Raw genomic sequence first — 20,624 nt, 5'->3', positions numbered from 1 at the left:
GTTTCATTTAAACAGTATAGCTGATCTGCAACACATCTTTTGTTGAAGGAATCAGTTTGAACCGGTCATCAATACGGTGACCGACCACCCAAATGATCTTCCTGTTACTTTCCAATACCCACACTTTTTCTTTTTGTGGTTTGGATAGTTTTGCATCGATAAGAAAACGGGCCACTTTCTTTTTCTTCTTCATACCAAGTGGATAGAAATAATCACCTGTTTTCCATTTACGCAGTAACAAAGGAAAGGTGATTCCCTTTGCATCGAGCAATGCGATAGTATTGGATGAGTTCAGATCAACTTTTGATGCATCGATTTTCCTGCACAACAAATGCCCATCTTCAAACAGAACTCTCTCATCGTTTTCTTCGATGATGAGAGTGACAGATTCAGCAGACTGCACAGGAGAAATAATAAACCAATGCCTGTGTTTGATGATGCGGTAATGAAAAGCAGGTGAGTCGATATACTTACCTGAATCACTCTCGGCTAACTTCAGTACTTCATCGATCTGCTTTTCAGAAAAACCATAAGGATGAATGATCTCATAGATCAATGCTTTGTTATTGTACTGTAGTAATTGTTTTACAGGAATATGAATTTCTTTGCCTTTAATTCTGCACAGTTTTTTAATGATGGCTTGTGTAGACAGTTTGTATAACTGCTCAATTTCTAAAAAGCGATTGATGTTGTCCGTGAGATTTGTTTTTACCTGTGGATATACCTTTTCAATGGCAGGAATAATTTCATTCCGGAAAAAGTTACGGGTGTATTTGGACGATTGATTGGATGAATCTTCCCTGAACTGCAGACCTTCTGCTGTTGCATAATCCAACAACTCCTGTTTAGTAAATGATAATAAAGGTCGTTTTATATGTCCGTTCGCAGCCGGTATACCGGTGAGTCCATGCAGCCCTGTACCACGGAAGAAATTCATGAGCAGAGTTTCGATATTATCATCAGCATGATGGGCAGTGAGGAGATGAGTGATGAGTGATGAGTGATGAGCTTCACCTGGCGATTGACCATTGACCATTGACCATTGACCATTCACCAATTCCTCAAACCACATATACCGTAATGCTCTTGCTGCTTCCTGGATCGATAATTTATTTGTAGCTGCATATTCCTTTGTATCAAATTTCTTCACCAATACTTCAACCTTGTATTTCTCACCAAGTGATCTAACAAATAGTTCATCTGCATCACTCTCCTCTCCTCTCAATTGAAAATTGCAATGAGCAATGATGAATTGATTGCCTGCTTTATGACAAAGGTCTGCCAACACTACACTGTCTACGCCGCCGCTAACGGCCAGCAGTAGTTGATCTTTTGTTTGAAAAAGATGATGTTGTTGAATGTATTGTTGAAAACGGGAAAGAAGTTGCATGAAAAACTTATGCAACCTTCAGTTGCTTTTTTGCCATTTTTAAATCATACTCTACCTGTAAACGCATCCAAAAGCCTGCGCTGATTTTGAGATGCTGCTCAAGCTTTAATGCAAGCAATGCCGAAATATGACGTTTGCCTTTGATTAACTCGTTCAAATGCGATGCACGCATGTCCAATAACGCCGCAAAGTCCTTTTGAGGAATTGCCCGTGCAGTAAGTTCATCGCCCAAAACAGAACCAGGATGTAATAACACATCAGACACAAGTTCTTTTCCGTATTTTCCTATGACTTTATATGATCCCATTATCTATAATGATTTGACAAATCCTCAATAAAAACAATTTCACTGACACTGATCTTATTCTTTTCAATTTTAAACTCTAATCGATATTTCAAATCAACCCTTATCGAATACAATCCTTTCTTATTTCCTTTCAATGCTTCGAAGTTCAAACTTTTGAATTCTCTCAATTCGTTCGTATTCTCAACGTTCTTAAGAATATCCACCTTCGTTCTAAATTTCTCAATTATCTCTTTATTATATTTCAACTTACCCGCAACGGGCAAACCGACGTAAAGTTTTTCCAGATTAGTGTTATTGAAATATACCTCCATTTCTAAGATATTCCCAAAATTAGGGAATTTATTTATATTGTTTCCAATGTTGGAGTAACCTCTTACAAAAACTTAAAGATGATATAGGCAAAGTAGTACAAGTGTGCGACGCAACAAAAGATAGTTCAGGGCACAAATGCCGGTAAATAAAAACATTAAAACGTCAACTCCTCCCAAGCCCCTCTCAACTCACCAAACGCATGTTGCTCGCCTTTTTCTTTGGCTACCTGCATTCCATTTTGGTACCATTCAATGGCTTTATCGTTATCACCAATCCGCTCAAATAATTTACCGAGATGATAATAAGAACCAACATAACCCGGCTCATCCGCCAGTAATCCTTCAAATACTTTCCTGGCTGTTTCATCATCGCCCAGCTTAATATATTCCAGCGCCAACGCATGCTTTAGAAAACTATCGGTGGGATTTGCTTCCAGAAATTTCTTCAACTGTTCAATTCTCTCCATAACTGTGAATTTTTTTTGCTACAATATTGCTGCCGTGAAGCACAAACCTTTATCTTTGTATAGTTGCATAAACAACTATTTTTAACCTCATACAAAATTTGCTTGCATGAAGATTTTAGTTTGTATCAGTAAAACGCCTGATACCACGGCAAAAATAGCTTTCACCGATAACAACACAAAGTTTGCGCAGGATGGTGTACAGTGGATCATTAATCCCTACGATGAATGGTATGCATTGGTGCGTGCTATTGAACTGAAGGAAAAAGATCCGTCTGTAGTGATTCATCTTGTAACAGTTGGACCTGCAGATGCAGATCCCATCATCCGCAAAGCATTGGCTTTGGGTGGTGATGAAGCTATTCGTGTGAACTCTGATAGTCACGACAGTTTTTACATCGCTGCACAAATTGCTGAAGTGGCAAAACAGGGAGCTTACGATCTTGTTTTCACCGGAAAAGAAACCATTGATTACAACGGCTCTTCAATTGGCGGTATGGTTGCCGAGTTACTTGATCAACCTTATGTATCACTTGCAACCAAGTTTGATCTGAATGGTAATGTTGCAACCATCGATCGTGAAGTTGAAGGTGGCGAAGAAACCTGCGAGGTTAGTCTGCCCGTGGTTGTTAGTTGCCAGAAAGGAATGGCCGAACAACGCATCCCGAATATGAAAGGCATTATGGGTGCTCGTACCAAACCGTTGAAAGCAGTGGAACCGGTTGCAGTAGATGCATTAACATCTGTTGCTTCATTTGAACTGCCTCCTGCAAAAGCCGGTGTAAAATTGGTAGACCCGGAAAACGTAGGAGAATTGGTGAGATTGCTGCATGAAGAAGCCAAGGTGATCTAATTGCAGATTGGCGATTGCAGAATGCAGATTGCCACTTGTGTTACAACTAAAATCGTAAATCTAAAATCTGAAATTTCATGTCTGTTTTAATATTCATAGACTCTGCCGAAGGTCATGTAAAAAAATCTTCGTTTGAAGCATTAACCTATGGTGCACAATTAGCAAAACAACTCGGCACAAATGCTGAAGGCGTTTTGTTAGGAACCGTGGCCGATGATGTTGCTGCTTTAGGAAAATATGGCGTTTCAAAAATTCATCAAGTTGCGAATGACACATTGAATCATGTGGATGCACAGGTTTATGCCAAAGCAATTGCCGATGTGGCAACTGCTGCAGGCGCAACCGTGATCGTTCTTTCGCATAATGTAACAGGTAAAGCTGTTTCTCCACGACTGAGTGCACGTTTAAAAGCAGGTTTGGTGGCTGGTGCAGTTGGCTTACCCGATACAGGCAATGGCTTTGTTGTAAAGAAAGGGGTGTTCAGCGGAAAGGCGTTTGCGCATATTGCAGTGAACACTCCGGTAAAAATTCTTTCCATCAGTCCTAACTCATTTAAAACTGAGGCAGGTGAAGGAACAGCGGAAGTAGTTGCGGCAAACGTAACTGTTGATGCAGCAAAAGTGAAAGTAACGGCAACCAATAAGGTAACCGGTCAGGTTCCATTGAGCGAAGCTGAACTGGTAGTAAGTGGTGGCCGTGGTTTAAAAGGACCTGAGAACTGGGGCATGATCGAAGAATTGGCAGGCTTGCTTGGTGCTGCTACTGCATGTAGCCGTCCGGTAGCTGATGCACATTGGCGTCCGCACCACGAACATGTGGGACAAACAGGAGGCGCCATTGCACCAAATCTTTATATCGCAATCGGCATCAGTGGTTCTATTCAACATCTTGCCGGTGTAAACCGCAGCAGGGTGATCGTTGTGATCAATAAAGATCCCGAAGCTCCATTCTTTAAAGCAGCCGACTATGGTATTGTGGGCGATGCTTTTGATGTAGTACCAAAAATGATACAGGAAGTGAAGAAGCTCAAAGGAGTAGCTTAAAGCAGCCTGTAGCCGATAGTTTATAGTTGATAGCCTTTGGCTGAATGTTGTTAGTGATTTACTGGCGACTATCGGCTGAAGGCTATCATATTTTTAGCTATTTATTCTCCTGTTTTATTCAACTCAAAGCCCTTAAATTTGCCGACAGGTTATGAAAAAGATCGAACTGGAAATAGTTGCCCTCTCGCACAGCATTACCCAAACACATAGCTATGCTGTGGTGTTAGGTGAAGTAAACGGATTGCGTCGGTTACCCATTGTAATCGGCGGTTTTGAAGCACAGGCCATCGCTGTGGCACTTGAACGTATGCAACCCAGTCGCCCGCTTACCCATGACCTGATGAAGAATTTCATGATGGCGTTTAACGTGGAGCTGCATGAAATAGTGATCAACGATCTGCAGGAAGGTATCTTCTACTCCAAACTGCTTTGCTCAACTGACCATGATACAGTTGAGATCGACAGCCGTACCAGCGACGCACTCGCATTGGCCGTTCGTTTCGGATGCCCCATTTATACCTACGAGAATATTCTTGAAAGTGCAGGTATTTTAATGGAAGACGAAGAGAAGAAAAAAGAAGAGGTAGCGGTTAGCAGTTCACAGGTTAGCAGCAGCGGCGAAGAAAAAGAAGATTTGAAATCACTCAGCATCGAAGAATTACAAACCTTACTCAATGATGTTCTGGAGCAGGAAGATTACATCAGGGCCATCGCTATCCGTGATGAGTTATCGAACAGGAAGAAATAATTGATGATGCTGCAAAGCATCATTTACTTTTTCATTTAATATTTTTCATTTCTCATTTTTCATTCCCGAATGATCGTTTTCCCTAATTGTAAAATCAATCTCGGATTACATATTCTCAACAAACGGGAAGATGGTTATCACAACCTGGAAACAGTCTTTTATCCGGTGCAGTTGAGAGATGCGTTGGAGGTAATACGAAGAGACGATGGACGACAGACGATGGATGACACTTACGGCTCACCACTCACCACTCCCATTTCTTTCTCATCAACCGGCCTCCCCATCACCGGCGACGAAGCTAACAATCTCTGTATTAAAGCCTATCACTTACTTAAAAAAGATTATCCTGCTCTCCCACCCGTTCAGATGCATTTGCACAAAGCCATTCCCATGGGTGCAGGTTTAGGTGGTGGCAGTGCCGATGGTGCGTTTGCGTTGAAGTTATTGAAAGATAAATTTCAACTCGGTTTGTCAACTCAACATTTGATCGATTATGCATTACAATTGGGAAGTGATTGTCCGTTCTTCATCATCAACAAACCTTGCTTTGCAACTGGCAGAGGTGAACTGTTAGAAACAGTTGATCTTGATTTATCGGCTTACAAGTTTGCCATTGTAAACCCGGGTATACATGTTAATACGGGTTGGGCATTTGCGAATCTGTCAGGCCGCTCAATGCGGCCAGACAGTGAGCAGAAAGCTGATCTCAAACAGATCATTCAACAACCCATCTCAACCTGGAAAGACCAACTCATCAATGATTTTGAAGAACCGGTAAGCAAAGCACATCCGGAGATTGTACGCATCAAACAACAATTGTATGATGCAGGTGCTGTGTATGCAAGCATGACGGGAAGTGGAAGTACGGTGTTTGGGATATTTGAGAAAGAACCTGAGCTGAAATTCTCAGACGCTTATTTATACAAAGTGATTTAACCTATTCGCTTTCTGGTAGCTATTTATTTATCTATGACAACAATATCAAAAGCAGACAAAACACTATTTTATTGCAATCTAATCTTGTTCCTAATAATTGCCCCATGCTTCTTCGTTATTTTTTGGGATGTTGACTATGTTCAGGAGGTAAAGAAAGGAAACCTAAGTTTTATTCTGAGAGGCTTACTCTATTCGATTTTTTTCATAATACTCCCATTGTTCATTCTGTCATGGTCAACTACTAAGTTTATCATCATCGATGGAAAAATAAAAGTCATAGACTGGTTCGGACTTCGAAGAAAAACATATACACTCCCTTCGTCTAAGGATATTCGTTTAAAAAGGGAAACTGCATTTTATCGTTTTCAACATCACAACATTTTTGGAAAATACAACGAGTATTATACTCTTCATATTCAAACCATAGAAGGACGAAAATTAAAAATCAAATCACGCTATTATAAAAACTTTCATAGCCTCCATAATGCAGTACTAGATTAATATTTCAATCGCCGAAAGTGTCTGCAAAAGCTGTCCGGGCTTCACCCATAACAAAACTCACTCCACCTCCCTCAACAACCCCTCCAAATCCAATCGCTCGCTTACCATTACTAAATTTCCATTTGTATCCAAAGGCCATCGCTCTTTTGGTTTATCCCAATACAATTCAACACCATTTCCATCAGGATCATCTAAATAAAGCGCTTCACTCACGCCATGATCAGATGCACCGGTTAACGGATACTTTGCTTCCAGCAAACGCTTCAATATCAACGCCAGATCTTTTCGTGTGGGATAGAGAATAGCGGTGTGATACAAACCCGGCGCATTCACAGGTGCAGGTCCTGCTCCTTTGCTGTGCCAGGTATTTAACCCAATATGATGATGATAGCCACCGGCTGAAATAAATACGGCTTGTGAACCATAACGTTGCGTAATTTCAAAACCAAGCAGTTCGTGATAAAAAGCTAATGAACGTTCTAAATCGGAGACTTTTAAATGCACATGGCCGATGCGTGTTTGTGCAGGAACAGTGTAGCCCATAACTCTGATTTTATTTTATGAAAGTAAGCCAGTATTTTTGTAAGGCAATGAAACAGCAACATTCCTTTCTCCAGCAAAATCTTGATCTGCTTAACCACTAAGTTCTGCAGTACTGTTTCTGATCAGCAATGCTGATCAACTTTTGCATTTTTCATTTTCAATTCTTCATTTTTAATTTTCTTACCATGCATACTTCTATTGCAGCAGTTTCTGCTAATACACAATTTTTTATTGATAAAGAAGAGCAGTTCGGTGCTCACAATTATCATCCATTACCTGTGGTATTAAAACGTGGCGAAGGTGTTTTTATGTGGGATGTAGATGACAAGCGTTACTACGATTTCCTGAGTGGTTACTCTGCCGTTAACCAGGGACATTGTCACCCCCGCATTGTTGCATCGTTGATTGAGCAGGCACAAAAACTGACACTTACTTCTCGTGCATTTCATAATAATCTATTAGGTGAGTATGAAGAATACATCACGCAGTATTTCGGTTATGATAAAGTGTTGCCGATGAATACCGGTGTGGAAGCGGTGGAAACAGCTATCAAACTTGCACGTCGTTGGGGGTATGAAGTAAAAGGCGTTGAAGAGAACAGGGCGAAGATCATTGTATGTGCACATAACTTTCATGGAAGAACAAGTACGGTGATCTCATTCAGTACCGACCCTTCATCATACACAAACTTTGGACCTTACATGCCGGGCTTTCATGTAATTTCTTACAATGATCTGGAAGCTTTGCACGAAGCGTTACAAGATAAAAATGTGTGTGGATTTTTAGTTGAACCTATCCAAGGTGAAGCAGGTGTCGTTGTTCCCGATGATGGTTACCTGTCAACTGCAAAAAAATATTGTGCAGATGCGAACGTATTGTTCATTGGAGATGAAATACAAACCGGTCTTTGTCGCACAGGAAAAATGCTGGCCTGCGATCATGAAAATGTTCGTCCGGATATTTTAATTCTTGGCAAGGCTCTCAGCGGTGGTGTATTGCCTGTGAGTGCAGTATTAGCTGATGATCAAGTGATGATGACGATCAAACCCGGTGAACATGGAAGTACGTATGGTGGTAATCCGTTGGCATGTGCCGTTGCGATTACGTCTTTGCAGGTACTGAAAGATGAGAAGCTGGCAGAACGTGCAGAACAGCTCGGCCAATTGTTGCGAACTGAAATTGAAAAGCTCAATTCACCTTTTATCAGTTTGGTGCGGGGTAAAGGTTTGTTGAATGCGATTGTGATCAAACACAGCAATCCGGAAGCAGCATGGGATCTTTGCATGGAGATGAAAGAAAACGGATTACTGGCCAAGCCAACACATGGTGATAAAATCCGTTTTGCCCCACCATTGGTGATTACCGAAGAACAAATCCATGAATGTGTAGGGATCATCAGTAAAAGTTTGCAGATACTTCAATAACAAAGTCATTAGCCGATAGCCGGTCGTTAGCTGCCCTTTAGGTTCCGGCAACTGACTGCCGGCTATTTACTTATGACTACCAGCTGCCTTAGAACCCTTATTTTTGCACCTCAATTGAAGAAAGCATGAGCGAAGAAAAAAGCCTGAATTTTATTGAAGAGATCATTGAAGAAGATCTGAAGAATGGGAAATACAAAAGCATCCTTACACGTTTTCCGCCGGAACCAAATGGTTACCTGCACATTGGTCATGCCAAAAGCATTTGCTTAAACTTTGGCTTGGGCATTAAATACAACGGCAAAACCAATCTCCGTTTCGATGATACGAATCCGGTAACGGAAGACACAGAATATGTAGACAGTATTAAAGAAGATATTCAATGGCTGGGTTTTAACTGGGCCAATGAATTTTATGCATCTGATTATTTCGAACAGTTGTATGGCTTTGCTGTAAAACTGATCGAGAAAGGATTGGCTTATGTTGATGACAGCAGCAGTGAAGAAATTGCCAAACAAAAAGGCACTCCTACTCAACCTGGTGTTCGCAATGAATTCAGCAATCGTAGCGTAGAAGAAAATCTGCAACTGTTTGCTGACATGCGTGCAGGTAAATATAAAGACGGCGAAAAAGTATTGCGTGCAAAGATCGACATGAGTTCACCTAACATGCACATGCGTGATCCGTTGATGTACCGCATCAAACATGCACATCATCACCGCACAGGCGATGCCTGGTGCATTTACCCGATGTATGATTTTGCCCATGGACAAAGTGATTCTATTGAAAATATCACACACTCTATCTGTACATTGGAATTTATTCCGCATCGTCCATTATATGATTGGTGTATTGAGAAATTAGAAATCTTCCCATCAAAGCAATATGAGTTTGCGAGGCTCAACCTGAACTACACGGTGATGAGTAAACGCAAACTGTTACAGTTGGTGAATGAAAATCATGTAACCGGTTGGGACGATCCACGTATGCCCACCATCAGTGGTTTACGCCGCAGAGGATATACACCTGAAAGTATCCGTGAATTTTGTGACAAGATCGGTGTTGCAAAGCGTGACAACCTGATCGAATTTGGATTACTTGAGTTTTGTGTTAGAGAAGATCTTAACAGAATCGCACACCGACGCATGGTGGTGTTCAATCCCATCAAAGTGATCATCACAAATTATCCGGAAGGACAAACAGAAACACTGCATTCAGAAAATAATCCGGAAGATCCAAACAGCGGCGCAAGAGCGATTCCATTCAGCCGTGAAATACTGATTGAAGCAGACGATTTTATGGAAGTGGCTCCCAAAAAATACTTCCGCCTTGCTCCCGGACAAATGGTGCGTTTAAAGAGCGCTTACATTATCAAATGTGATGAAGTAGTGAAGAATGACGATGGCTCCATTGCAGCTATTCATTGCAGTTATATCCCTGAAAGTAAAAGCGGAAGTGATACAAGCGGCATCAGTGTAAAAGGAACTCTGCATTGGGTAAATGCTGCTGATGCAGTTGAGGTGGAAGTAAGAGAGTATGACCGTTTGTTCAGAGTAGAAAATCCGGCAAGTGAAGAAGGTGATTTTAAAGAATACATCAACCCCAACTCATTAACAGTAGTAAAAGGATATGCTGAGCCGGCTATTCAAACAGCAACACTTACTGATCGTTTCCAGTTTTTGCGCAAAGGATATTATTGTTTAGATAAAGATTCAACAGCAGATAAATTCATCTTCAACCGCACAGTAACGTTGAAAGATGCGTGGGCCAAAGAAGTGAAGAAAGGATAACAATCCTGAGCGAAGTCGAAGGATGAACAGTTATTAAAAAATAAACCCCGCCAATGGCGGGGTTTATTTTTTAATGCTCTAGTGATTTTAATGAATTTGGATCGTGTTTGTATTTGAATGTAACAAAGAATAATATCGCAATTACAAGCGAGTAAGCCGCAAAACTGTACCAGATGCTTGGCCAGTCTTTTACTCCTGCTGCATCTGTAAAATAATCAACAACCTGTCCAGCAAAAATTCCTCCGAGAATGGCACCAAGTCCATTCGTCATCAACATAAACAAACCTTGTGCACTTGCACGGATGCCCGGCTTTGCTTCTCTGTCAACAAACAGCGAACCGGAGATATTAAAGAAGTCGAAGGCCATGCCATACACAATCATCGACAGAATAAGCAATGAAAGTCCGGTACCCGGATTACCTAACCCAAACAACGCAAACCGCAGCACCCATGCGATCATACTGATCAACATTACCTGCTTAATCCCAAAACGTTTGAGGAAAAACGGAATAGCAAGAATAAACAGCGTTTCCGATATCTGAGAAAGAGAGATCAATATGTTACTGTGTTTTACTGCAAAACTTTCTGCATACTCGGTTGTTTTTCCAAAGTCGCCAAGGAAAGGATTACCAAACATATTCGTGATCTGTAATGCAGCTCCTAAAAACATGGCGAATAAAAAGAACTTCGTCATCATCGGGCTTTTAAACAATTGAAATGCATCTAAGCCCAAACGTGTAGCAAACGATTTCTTTTCTGTTGATTTACTCGTTTCAATACGTGGAAGAGTAAAACAATACAAACCTGTAATGATACCTGCCACTGCTGCAAAATAAAATTGATTGTTGTTTTGTGTCCAGCCCAACAAATCAACCGCCCATTCCGCAACAATAAAACCAACGGTCCCCCACACACGAATCGGGGCAAATGTTTTTTGTACATCCAGGTTTTGTTTACTCAATAATGAATAAGAAACAGAGTTGCTCAAACCGATGGTTGGCATATAAAAACAACTTACGAAGAAAATAGCCCAATACATATCCCCGGCATTGGTAACAGTACTGGCATAATACAAACCGGCACCAGCAATAATATGACTGATGCCCAGCATGATCTCAGCACGGATATACTTATCGGCAATAATACCAATTAACGCAGGCATAAAGAGTGATGCCCAACCCATGGTACCGTAAGTGTTACCTACTTTGGACCCCAGATTAGGATCAATAGGATTATTAAAATTGGCGAACATATAGCCCCCCAATGAAATAAGCCAGATACCCCAGATAAAGAACTGTAAAAAACTTAAAATCGTAAGGCGTGATTTAAGATTCATCAACAACTGTTTTGGTTGAAGGATTTGTATTTAGCTTGAAAGATAACGGTTTTTGCAACATCTAACCCACTGTTACTCAGTCAGGCAATTTAGTACAACTTTACACAAACGGTTAAATTCTGTGTTTGACAGAAGCAACCTTTTTGAGCGCTACTTCGTACATTCACAGTATAACATCCTGTATGAAGTTGATCAAACCGGTTCTCTTCCTTTTATTGATAAGCACCTGCTGTTTACACACATCGGCACAAAAACAAAAAACAACAGCTACTAAACGTACCAACAGCTTTCAGCGTTGCGGCACCCAAACGCTTTTTGATGAAGCTGTAAAAAAAGATCCACGATTAAAGACAAGGATGATGAACAAGAGGCAAACTGTAGTTGCCCGTTACGATCAACTCAATCAATTCAATCAACTTTTGCGTACCAATGCCATCATCACAATTCCGGTAGTGGTGCATGTGATTTTAGCCAATCCAAGCCTTGTTACAGATGCGCAGATCCAATCACAAATAGATGTACTGAACGCAGATTATGCAGGTCTTAATGCTGATTCGATACGTATACCTGCAGCATTCAAATCACGCTATGGCAAAGGCAATCTCCGTTTTTGTTTAGCAAAAAGAGATCCGCAGGGCGAAGCAACAAATGGTATCGTACGTGTTGCATCTACAATTTTATCTGAACCCGGAGAAGGAGATCCTGTGAAATTTACATGTGAAGGCGGCAGCGATGCATGGGATGCTTCAAAATATTTAAACATCTGGGTGTGTGAAATGCCCGACGGCTTTTTAGGTTATGCATATTACGCTTCATTACCCTTACCCGATGTGCCGTTAAACGAACGTGGCTTTGTAAACAATTACCAGGCATTCGGCAAAAACGGAACAGCAGTTGCTCCTTACAACCAGGGCCGTACTGCCACACATGAAATTGGCCACTTCTTTGATCTTGAACATATCTGGGGCCCCAACAATTGCGACGGTGCACAAAGCTGCACCGATGATGACGGTATTGCTGATACCCCTTCACAATTTGACTGCACATTTGGTGCACCTGCCGCAGATAGTGTGATCGTTGACGCCTGCCAAACAACAGCTCCCGGCATCATGTGGATGAACTACATGGATTATGTGGATGACCGTGCAATGGTGATGTACACCACGCAGCAACAGTTGCGTATGGAAGCAACACTTGCAACAGTGCCATGGATGCAATCATTGGCCACTTCAAACGGATGCACACCTGTAACAACATTTAACCGTGATGCAAAATTTGTAAAGTTTATTGATGCTGCACTTGGGCCTTGTACCAATGGCATCAATTTCGTTTACGCATGTAACAATACATACCGACCTGTTGTAACCATCCGTAATGCAGGAACTGATAATATCACTAACCTTACGATCACTGCAAAATTCGGGACCGGCACACCTGTTGTTACAAACTGGACAGGTAATCTCGTATCACTTGCTTCCGTTGATGTTACGTTGAACCCAATGACTTTAAGCCCCGGCACCAATGCTAATTTGATTGTGTACACATCAAACCCAAATGGGAATGCCGATCAACGCTTAACAAATGATACGGGACGTATTGATGGAGTTGTATTCCCTATTGGCACATTACCATTAGCAGAAGGATTTGAATCAACAACCTTCCCTCCTTCTTTATGGCAACGCATGAACCCGGATAACAGCATTACATGGGAACGCACAACTGCCGCCGCTAAAACGGGCAGCGCTTCGATGTATATCAACAACTTTGATTACGATGTAAACGGTAACCAGGATTTTATGCATTCGCCACTTCTTGAAGTGAGAGGAAAAGATTCGGCCTTTCTTACCTTCCAGATAGCTGCAGCAATGTTCACCAATCCATTCCAGACAGATGTGCCAACAGATACATTGGAAATATTTGTGACAGATAATTGCGGACAAACACTTCGTTCTGTTTATAAAAAATGGGGACGTGATCTGATCACCACGGGCAATATTGCTATTGAAGAGGCGTTTGTACCTGATGCAAATGAATGGCGGAGAGACAGTGTTTTCCTTGGCGATTTCTCCGGTGCAACTGCTCCATATATGCAGGTTGTATTCCGCAATACCACCAACTACGAGAACAATCTTTACATTGACGATATTAACATTGTGGTGCGTGATGTAAACCCTAACCTCAAAGCAAAGGGCGTCATGATCACACCCAACCCTTTCCGTGAAAAGTTTTCATTGCAGTATTATGATCCGCCTGCCAATATTGAATACATCAACGTGTACAATCAGGTCGGCCAGTTGGTATGGCAGAAACGCATTGCGCTAGGCAGACCCGGCTCTATCCCTACTCCGGGCTACCAGGAAATTGACCTCGGCAGTATGAGCAGCGGCATTTATACAGTGCAGATTGTTTATCGCTCTCGAAATACCGATATTTTCAGGGTGATCAAGGTCAATAATTAACCTGTCAGATAACAGATAACTCATTAAGTTTTGAAACAGATCGCAGCGTAACTTTGCAAAAGTTGCGCTGTTTTATTTTTTGAATTTGTTCCGTTGGTCAGGCGACCAACGAAGGCGCTAACATAAAAGATTGAAAATTATGCAAACAGGAATTGAAGCAATACTCAAAGGCAACCGCATCAGTGAAGATCTGCAACAGATAGCCGATAAGATTTATAACAAGCAACGCATCAGTGAAGAAGATGCTGTGTTGTTGTTTGAAAAAGCCAGCCTCCCCTTTTTAGGAGCACTTGCAAATTTTGTCCGTGAGCGAATGCATGGCGATACCACTTACTTTAACCGCAACTTTCATATTGAACCCACCAATGTATGTGTGTTCAGTTGCAATTTCTGTTCTTACTCTAAACTTTATGCAAAGCGTGATGAAGGATGGGAATTAAGCATTGATCAGATGCTGCACATGGTGAAAAAGTATGATGGCGTGCCTGTTACCGAAGTGCATATTGTTGGTGGTGTGCATCCGAAAATGGATCTCCAGTTCTTTGCTGATCTGTTGAAAGCAATTAAGGATCATCGTCCTGATCTGCATATCAAAGCATTTACTGCTGTTGAATACGATTATATGTTCCGTAAAGCAAAAGTGAGTGCAGAAGAAGGATTGAAAATATTGATCAGTCATGGATTGGATTCTATTCCCGGCGGTGGTGCAGAAATTTTTCATCCCGAGATCCGTGAAAAGATCTGTGCCGATAAAGTAGATGGAGATGGCTGGTTGAATATTCATGCAACAGCTCATAAACTTGGCCTGCATAGTAATGCAACGATGTTATACGGACATATTGAACAATACTGGCATCGTGTTGACCACATGAGTCGTTTAAGAACTTTGCAGGATGAAACAAAGGGCTTTCAAACCTTTATTCCTTTGAAGTTCCGCAACCAGGATAATGATATGAGCAATGTTGCTGAAAGCACAGTTGTGGAAGACATGAAGATGTATGCTATTGCACGTTTGTTCCTTGATAATTTTCCGCATATTAAAGCATACTGGCCAATGCTTGGCCGTCACAATGCTCAAATGACGTTAAGCTTTGGGGTGAATGATATTGACGGTACTATTGATGATACCACAAAGATTTACAGCATGGCCGGCAGTGAAGAACAAACGCCAACCATGACAACGGAACAACTTGTTGCATTGATCAAACAAGTAAACCGCAAGCCTGTTGAACGTGATACGTTGTATAATGTGGTGAAAGATTACAGTGAAGTCACTGTTGCTGAAGAAGCTGGGTTTTCAAGTAATTAATTATTTACAAAGACAGATACGAAAGAGCTTCTTGAAAAAGAAGCCTTTTTAATTTGTTCCCAGCCTCACAATTCAACAAGAGTTGCATCACAAATAATGAATGAATTAACTTTCTAACAAATAAACAAGCAAATGCGTGTACTAATAATGGTCTACATAACAACATTCGCATTATTTGCATGTTCCCCCAAAACGCAATTGCAAAGCCAAATGGCCCAACCCCATCCTATGGTAAAAGAACGATTAAACCATCCGTTTGGAACGATACTGAAAATGGACGTTGAGATTTTCGACGGTGATTCAACTTATGAAAAGGGAAATTCAGGTAATTATTTTATGAAAATCCTTCGAATAGAGGACAGTATTATAACAGACACAATCATCCTTCCGTTTAAAGATGAAACAGGCAGTTTTCCTGCTGACGATTTTTCACTTTATAAAAAACTTTACCATAAAGAGACTGGCACATTAACGTCAATCGAAATAAATAAAATGAAGCTTCAGTATGTTGAAAAAAGATTTCGGATAGCAGCTTACGAATCGGGGGAATTTACCGGATTGCCGAATGGCTATAATAATTACCAGGAAGAGCGTGCAGACAAAAGCTTTCATTTCAAAAACTACCTTGTCGTTATTGGCATACCCAAAAAATGACGAGCCTCTTATGGCGCAAAGGTCTCGCTTGTGCCTGATCATTATATCTTAAACTTCATTACGAACGTTTAATCGCAAACGACCAATCTCCGCATGAAATGAGGGTAGCAGCTTAAAAATTGCGTGTTTTAATCTTAGAATACGCTATCCTGATCAAAAATTAATATCAAGCGAGATATTGTTTCCTGATGAGATGAAAACATCTTTTGAGTACAGAGCTGAGTCTACGGCATTATAGCCAAAGTAATAATCGGCATAACCACTTACAATTTTAATCCGGTTGTTGATATTTCCAAAAGCGTCGTAATTAAATGTAGTATCGATTCCCTTCCTCAATAAAACCGGGTTAGCTTTGAATTTATTTGAATGAACCCCTTCTGCAAAAAATGCCACAGTAACTGAGTCGGCAATTGCAGATGTATTTTTTATATGAACATTAATTCTAACCCTTTCAAAAAGCTTTATAACTATTTTGTCTAACCCTCCAGTGTTACTTACATACTGAACCTCCCCGGGTTGTCCGTAACTATCATTAGACCATATTCTGAAATCCCAATAACCAGGTTTGTAAGCAGATATTTTAGATTCATACCCTTTTGGTATACTAAAACTTCCATCAGTTGATGTACGAACCGTAATATCATCCCAGCCGTTACAGCCGAAAAGATAATCGGGTTGAACGCACTTGGACGATACAACAGTTGCATTATCGATAGGCGCATTATTTGAATACGATAACAGTTGTCCGTATATCGTAGATTTCTGTTGAGGTTCTAAATCCTTTTTTGTAAGACAGCCTGTGATTGAAACAACCATTGCAACTGCAGTTATAATCTTTTTCATATTTTGAAGGTTTCGATGATCAGTAGTTGTTAGTTCAAAATTACATTCCAACAATGCCGTATCCGAAATCGAATCCTTCTGATACCTTCGTTATTATTTGCAGAAACTACTACTATCCGAACATACAGAATTAATATGCGGCATTTTTTGCCAAACAAAGGCGTAGCTTGCGCAAGATCAATTACCGACAACTGCCTTACGCAGTACCCTGCATTTTTATGGATACGTTACAACAAATACACAATTCACTTGACATAGCCTTTTAGATTGTTTAACTTATACCTATTAAACAACCAGGTTATGAAAAAGATATACATGTTCCTGCTGCTGTGCATAGCCACAGCGCAACTGTTTGCTCAAGAAAAACCATACAACGTGGTCTTCGATCTTACCAGTTCAGATCCTGAAGTGCATGCAAGGGTCATCCGTTGGATCAACTTAATAACGGAAGCCGATCCGAAAGCAAAAGTTGTAGTGGTTTTTTATGGAAAATCGCTCAATATGATCGCTAAAGAAAAATCATCGGTGGCAGATGATATTCAAAAGATCGTGGCTACTAACAAAGCAAATTTCAAAGTGTGCGAAGTGGCCATGAAAGTGCATGCGATCAAGAAAGAAGATTTATTACCCGGTGTGCAAACTGTACCGGATGGCATTTATGAACTGGTAAAAAAACAGGCAGAAGGCTACGGATATATTAAAGTGGCGAATTGATGATGACCTGCATGATCCGGTTACAAATAAAAAATGGCTTGCTTCAGTCAAGCCATTTTCCTTTCATCCAAATCAGAAAGCAGGCCAAGGAAAATGATTTAACTTAATCTTCCTTAAACAACCAATTGCTATGCGTAAACTGTTTACGGCAAAAGTATTGCTGGCAGGTATTATCGTCGGCACACTGGATATTTGCGCTGCCATGCTCCAGTTTTTTCTCAAAACAGGTAAGGATCCTTTTATTGTTCCAAAGTTTGTTGCAAGTGGTGTGTTTGGCAGTGCTGCAATGAAAGGCGGAGCAAATATGATAGCCTGGGGATTTCTATTTCATTACTTTATTGCCATGAGCTTTACTGTATTCTTTTTTTGGCTTTGCAGCAAACGACCCTCTCTTCTTACCAATCGCCTGTTAACCGGAATTGGTTATGGCATATTTACCTGGGCAGTGATGCGTTTTGTAGTGGTGCCCCTGTCACTTACAAATAAACAACCCGCTACTCTAAATGGAACCTTGATGGCCATCCTCATACTTATTGTTTGCATTGGTATTCCGTTGGCTTATATGGTGGCTGCTTTTCGGAAACAGGCGGAATAAACGGCTTCGTTATAACCCTGAAATAATTTTTGAATCACAACCAGTTTGAAAGTTTGGAAATACGGAAAGTGGCGAATAATTTAGTGAATGTTTGTAATTCTATAATATGACATTTCGTACAATACTGCTGACGATTTCGATTTCAGCATTTCTTTCCTGCGGTTCAAATCCTGCAAGTGAGACAACTTTGGTAAAAGCTGACTCAATACTGGATGATTTGAATATAGCTGAAGAGGATCCATCTGACACCCAACCAAATACTATAGATAAATACGCTAATATTCTAAGTATTATTCAAAAAGGAGATACAACGATATTAGACGCTGACTATATTCAATATTTGACTGGAGAAGCAGCAATTGAAGAAGCAACAAAAGCCGGTGAAGTTGACACATTCAGAACAAAAGACGGCAGGATTGAACTAGTGGTTCCGAATGATTATTATATTGTGAACAAAAGCAAGAAAATCCGACAACTATCTCTTACAAGGGATTGTGCTTTTGATTTGTTGTATAATCCAGACAGGGCTCATCCAATCTCCGGCAATTCCTTAAAAAGTCTTAAAACAATTTATCGTGACAGCCCTTTCATATTGACAATTGACAAGAGTGGATTCGTTGTAAAAATAAAAGAAGTCTTTATACCTTAGAATAAATCCAAACCCACGATTATAACAGTGTTATTCCAACTTTAGAATTGAACAACAAGATTAAGCAACAACACCTTTACCATGTTCAAATCAAAAACATTCTATTTTATTCGTATGATCATTTTTTTGGCATTTGCTGTTTACTTAATTACATATGTATGTATGAATTGGAGCAGGCTCATCCAAAGTGACCGTATGCTTTTATTTATGCGTATTCTCGGAAGTGCTTATTTCACCTACAAAGCCATTGATTATTTTATAGAATGGCGCAACTGGGGCAAACCGGATACAGAAGCAGTATAGAAATTGATACTGTGTACAAATCTCCAAACATCAATCGTTTGCAGAAATAAGCATGTACTCATCTTTCAACAGAAATATTATTTTCACCGCAGCCTCTGCTAAGAATCTCATGCCTAAACCACGATTGCATGCAAACAAACAAACTACTTCTCTGGTCGCTCACCGTTGCGTTGAGTGGTTTCTTATTTGGATTAGACGTTGCTGTTATTTCAGGCGCTGAACAAAAGATTCAGCAACTCTGGCAATTGAGCGATGCCATGCATGGGCTGGCAATTGCAACTGCTTTGTACGGCACTGTCATTGGTGCATTGTTTGGCGGTCTCATTGCTGATAAACTCGGTCGCAAACGCTCCTTGTTCTGGATCGGCTTATTATTCCTTGTATCATCGCTGGGTTCGGCCATGGCGCAGGATGTATATGTGTTCATGATCTTTCGTGTGCTGGGCGGTTTCAGCATTGGTGCATCATCGGTTGTATCACCATTATACATTTCTGAAATTGCACCGCCAAAGAAACGGGGATTTTTAGTTGCCCTTTTTCAATTCAACATTGTATTTGGAATACTGTTCGCATACGTATCTAATTATTTTCTCGGCGCTACCGGAGAAAATGATTGGCGCTGGATGCTGGGCATTGTTGCCATCCCTTCACTCCTCTTTATTTTACTCACACTGTTCATTTCTGAAAGTCCACGTTGGCTGGTATTACACAAAGCTGATCATACAAAAGCAAAAGATGTATTGAATCAAATTGATCCATCCACTGCAGAACAAACATTAAAGGCCATCATTGAATCAAAACACAGCGAACGGAAAACAACGACAAGTTTCTTTTCAAAACAATTCCGCTGGCCTATCCTACTTGCATTTCTATTGGCATTCTTCAACCAGGCATCAGGTATTAATGCCATCATCTATTATGCACCACGTGTATTTGAAATGACGGGACTTGGCACATCATCAGCATTGCTGTCGTCAACCGGAATTGGATTAGTGAATTTAATTTTCACCATGATCGGTCTTTCGCTTATTGATCGTTTTGGCCGCAAGCTGCTCATGTACATCGGCTCCATTGGCTACATTATTTCATTGGGTCTGATGGCGTATGCATTTTATACCGATCAATATACCGGGATGCAGTTTTTTGTATTTATGTTTATTGCTGCACATGCAGTTGGACAAGGAGCAGTGATTTGGGTATTTATTTCAGAGATATTCCCGAATGAAGTAAGGGCAAGCGGCCAATCGTTTGGCAGCCTCACCCATTGGGTATTCGCCGCAATTATTGCCAATGCCTTCCCTTGGTTTGCCGGCAAATATGGCGGTGCCCCCATTTTCCTTTTCTTCTGTGTAATGATGGTACTGCAATTGCTCTATGTGCGTTTTATGATGCCTGAAACAAAAGGAGTAGCATTGGAGGATATGGAAACAAGAATAATTCATTAATGTGAAACCA

21 protein-coding genes are annotated in these 20,624 nt (G+C 40.7%); 14 read left to right on the top strand and 7 right to left on the bottom strand.

Going from position 1 to position 20,624, the window contains the following annotated elements:
- Window positions 1-7: 7 nt before the first annotated feature.
- The 4 genes from tilS to H4075_RS09800 all read right to left on the bottom strand — a co-directional run bounded on the left by tilS (window position 8) and on the right by H4075_RS09800 (window position 2,475).
- Window positions 8-1,390, bottom strand: a complete 1,383-nt coding sequence (gene tilS / locus H4075_RS09815) for a tRNA lysidine(34) synthetase TilS (RefSeq protein ID WP_182806338.1) — start codon at window positions 1,388-1,390, stop codon at window positions 8-10.
- Window positions 1,391-1,397: 7 nt separating this feature from the next.
- Complete coding sequence (locus tag H4075_RS09810) at window positions 1,398-1,697, bottom strand: HigA family addiction module antitoxin (RefSeq protein WP_182806337.1); 300 nt, start codon at window positions 1,695-1,697, stop codon at window positions 1,398-1,400.
- Window positions 1,697-2,008 (bottom strand): type II toxin-antitoxin system RelE/ParE family toxin, encoded by a 312-nt coding sequence (locus tag H4075_RS21810; RefSeq protein ID WP_182806336.1) that lies wholly within the window; start codon window positions 2,006-2,008, stop codon window positions 1,697-1,699. The genes H4075_RS09810 and H4075_RS21810 overlap by 1 nt, the downstream gene beginning before the upstream one ends.
- Window positions 2,009-2,163: 155 nt before the next feature.
- A complete protein-coding gene (locus tag H4075_RS09800) occupies window positions 2,164-2,475 on the bottom strand; it encodes a tetratricopeptide repeat protein (protein WP_182806335.1) in 312 nt (103 codons plus the stop codon).
- A 106-nt stretch (window positions 2,476-2,581) separates the two neighbouring features.
- Between H4075_RS09800 and H4075_RS09795 the strand changes: the two genes are divergently transcribed.
- From H4075_RS09795 to ispE, 4 genes are all read left to right on the top strand, one after another.
- Window positions 2,582-3,325 carry an electron transfer flavoprotein subunit beta/FixA family protein gene (locus tag H4075_RS09795; RefSeq protein WP_182806334.1) on the top strand — a complete coding sequence of 248 codons (744 nt, stop codon included), beginning with the start codon at window positions 2,582-2,584 and terminating at the stop codon, window positions 3,323-3,325.
- Window positions 3,326-3,402: 77 nt separating this feature from the next.
- Window positions 3,403-4,368 (top strand): electron transfer flavoprotein subunit alpha/FixB family protein, encoded by a 966-nt coding sequence (locus tag H4075_RS09790; RefSeq protein ID WP_182806333.1) that lies wholly within the window; start codon window positions 3,403-3,405, stop codon window positions 4,366-4,368.
- A gap of 151 nt (window positions 4,369-4,519) precedes the next feature.
- Window positions 4,520-5,116 (top strand): bifunctional nuclease family protein, encoded by a 597-nt coding sequence (locus tag H4075_RS09785; protein ID WP_182806332.1) that lies wholly within the window; start codon window positions 4,520-4,522, stop codon window positions 5,114-5,116.
- A 69-nt stretch (window positions 5,117-5,185) separates the two neighbouring features.
- Window positions 5,186-6,052, top strand: a complete 867-nt coding sequence (gene ispE, locus H4075_RS09780; protein WP_182806331.1) for a 4-(cytidine 5'-diphospho)-2-C-methyl-D-erythritol kinase — start codon at window positions 5,186-5,188, stop codon at window positions 6,050-6,052.
- Between the two features lie 558 nt (window positions 6,053-6,610).
- Here ispE and H4075_RS09775 read toward each other — a convergent pair.
- A complete protein-coding gene (locus H4075_RS09775) occupies window positions 6,611-7,096 on the bottom strand; it encodes a VOC family protein (RefSeq protein WP_182806330.1) in 486 nt (161 codons plus the stop codon).
- A 185-nt stretch (window positions 7,097-7,281) separates the two neighbouring features.
- Here H4075_RS09775 and rocD point away from each other — a divergent pair, with 185 nt between their 5' ends.
- Both rocD and H4075_RS09765 read left to right on the top strand, forming a co-directional pair.
- Window positions 7,282-8,520: an ornithine--oxo-acid transaminase gene (gene rocD / locus H4075_RS09770; protein ID WP_182806329.1), complete on the top strand. Its 1,239-nt coding sequence runs from the start codon at window positions 7,282-7,284 to the stop codon at window positions 8,518-8,520.
- Between the two features lie 125 nt (window positions 8,521-8,645).
- Window positions 8,646-10,307: a glutamine--tRNA ligase/YqeY domain fusion protein gene (locus tag H4075_RS09765; RefSeq protein WP_182806328.1), complete on the top strand. Its 1,662-nt coding sequence runs from the start codon at window positions 8,646-8,648 to the stop codon at window positions 10,305-10,307.
- A 70-nt stretch (window positions 10,308-10,377) separates the two neighbouring features.
- Here the strand turns inward: H4075_RS09765 and H4075_RS09760 are convergent, their stop codons facing one another.
- Complete coding sequence (locus H4075_RS09760) at window positions 10,378-11,643, bottom strand: nucleoside permease (protein WP_182806327.1); 1,266 nt, start codon at window positions 11,641-11,643, stop codon at window positions 10,378-10,380.
- 182 nt (window positions 11,644-11,825) lie between these two features.
- On the opposite strand from H4075_RS09760, the gene H4075_RS09755 reads away from it, so the two are divergent.
- From H4075_RS09755 to H4075_RS09745, 3 genes are all read left to right on the top strand, one after another.
- Entirely contained in the window at window positions 11,826-14,102 is a 2,277-nt protein-coding gene (locus H4075_RS09755) for a M43 family zinc metalloprotease (RefSeq protein WP_182806326.1), read from the top strand.
- A 139-nt stretch (window positions 14,103-14,241) separates the two neighbouring features.
- Entirely contained in the window at window positions 14,242-15,411 is a 1,170-nt protein-coding gene (gene mqnE / locus H4075_RS09750; protein ID WP_182806324.1) for an aminofutalosine synthase MqnE, read from the top strand.
- Between the two features lie 132 nt (window positions 15,412-15,543).
- Window positions 15,544-16,065 (top strand): hypothetical protein, encoded by a 522-nt coding sequence (locus H4075_RS09745; RefSeq protein ID WP_182806323.1) that lies wholly within the window; start codon window positions 15,544-15,546, stop codon window positions 16,063-16,065.
- A gap of 153 nt (window positions 16,066-16,218) precedes the next feature.
- Here H4075_RS09745 and H4075_RS09740 read toward each other — a convergent pair whose 3' ends face one another.
- Entirely contained in the window at window positions 16,219-16,908 is a 690-nt protein-coding gene (locus tag H4075_RS09740) for a hypothetical protein (protein ID WP_182806321.1), read from the bottom strand.
- Window positions 16,909-17,208: 300 nt separating this feature from the next.
- Here H4075_RS09740 and H4075_RS09735 point away from each other — a divergent pair, with 300 nt between their 5' ends.
- From H4075_RS09735 to H4075_RS09715, 5 genes are all read left to right on the top strand, one after another.
- Window positions 17,209-17,622 carry a DsrE family protein gene (locus tag H4075_RS09735; RefSeq protein ID WP_182806319.1) on the top strand — a complete coding sequence of 138 codons (414 nt, stop codon included), beginning with the start codon at window positions 17,209-17,211 and terminating at the stop codon, window positions 17,620-17,622.
- 130 nt (window positions 17,623-17,752) lie between these two features.
- Window positions 17,753-18,217: a hypothetical protein gene (locus H4075_RS09730; RefSeq protein WP_182806317.1), complete on the top strand. Its 465-nt coding sequence runs from the start codon at window positions 17,753-17,755 to the stop codon at window positions 18,215-18,217.
- Between the two features lie 106 nt (window positions 18,218-18,323).
- Window positions 18,324-18,866 carry a hypothetical protein gene (locus H4075_RS09725; protein WP_182806316.1) on the top strand — a complete coding sequence of 181 codons (543 nt, stop codon included), beginning with the start codon at window positions 18,324-18,326 and terminating at the stop codon, window positions 18,864-18,866.
- Window positions 18,867-18,947: 81 nt separating this feature from the next.
- A complete protein-coding gene (locus tag H4075_RS09720; protein WP_182806314.1) occupies window positions 18,948-19,169 on the top strand; it encodes a hypothetical protein in 222 nt (73 codons plus the stop codon).
- Window positions 19,170-19,297: 128 nt separating this feature from the next.
- Window positions 19,298-20,614 (top strand): sugar porter family MFS transporter, encoded by a 1,317-nt coding sequence (locus H4075_RS09715; protein ID WP_182806312.1) that lies wholly within the window; start codon window positions 19,298-19,300, stop codon window positions 20,612-20,614.
- Window positions 20,615-20,624 lie beyond the last annotated feature (10 nt).

This window comes from Lacibacter sediminis (assembly GCF_014168535.1).
Taxonomy (GTDB): Bacteria; Bacteroidota; Bacteroidia; order Chitinophagales; family Chitinophagaceae; genus Lacibacter; species Lacibacter sediminis.
This window is presented reverse-complemented; position numbering and strand designations above follow the sequence as displayed.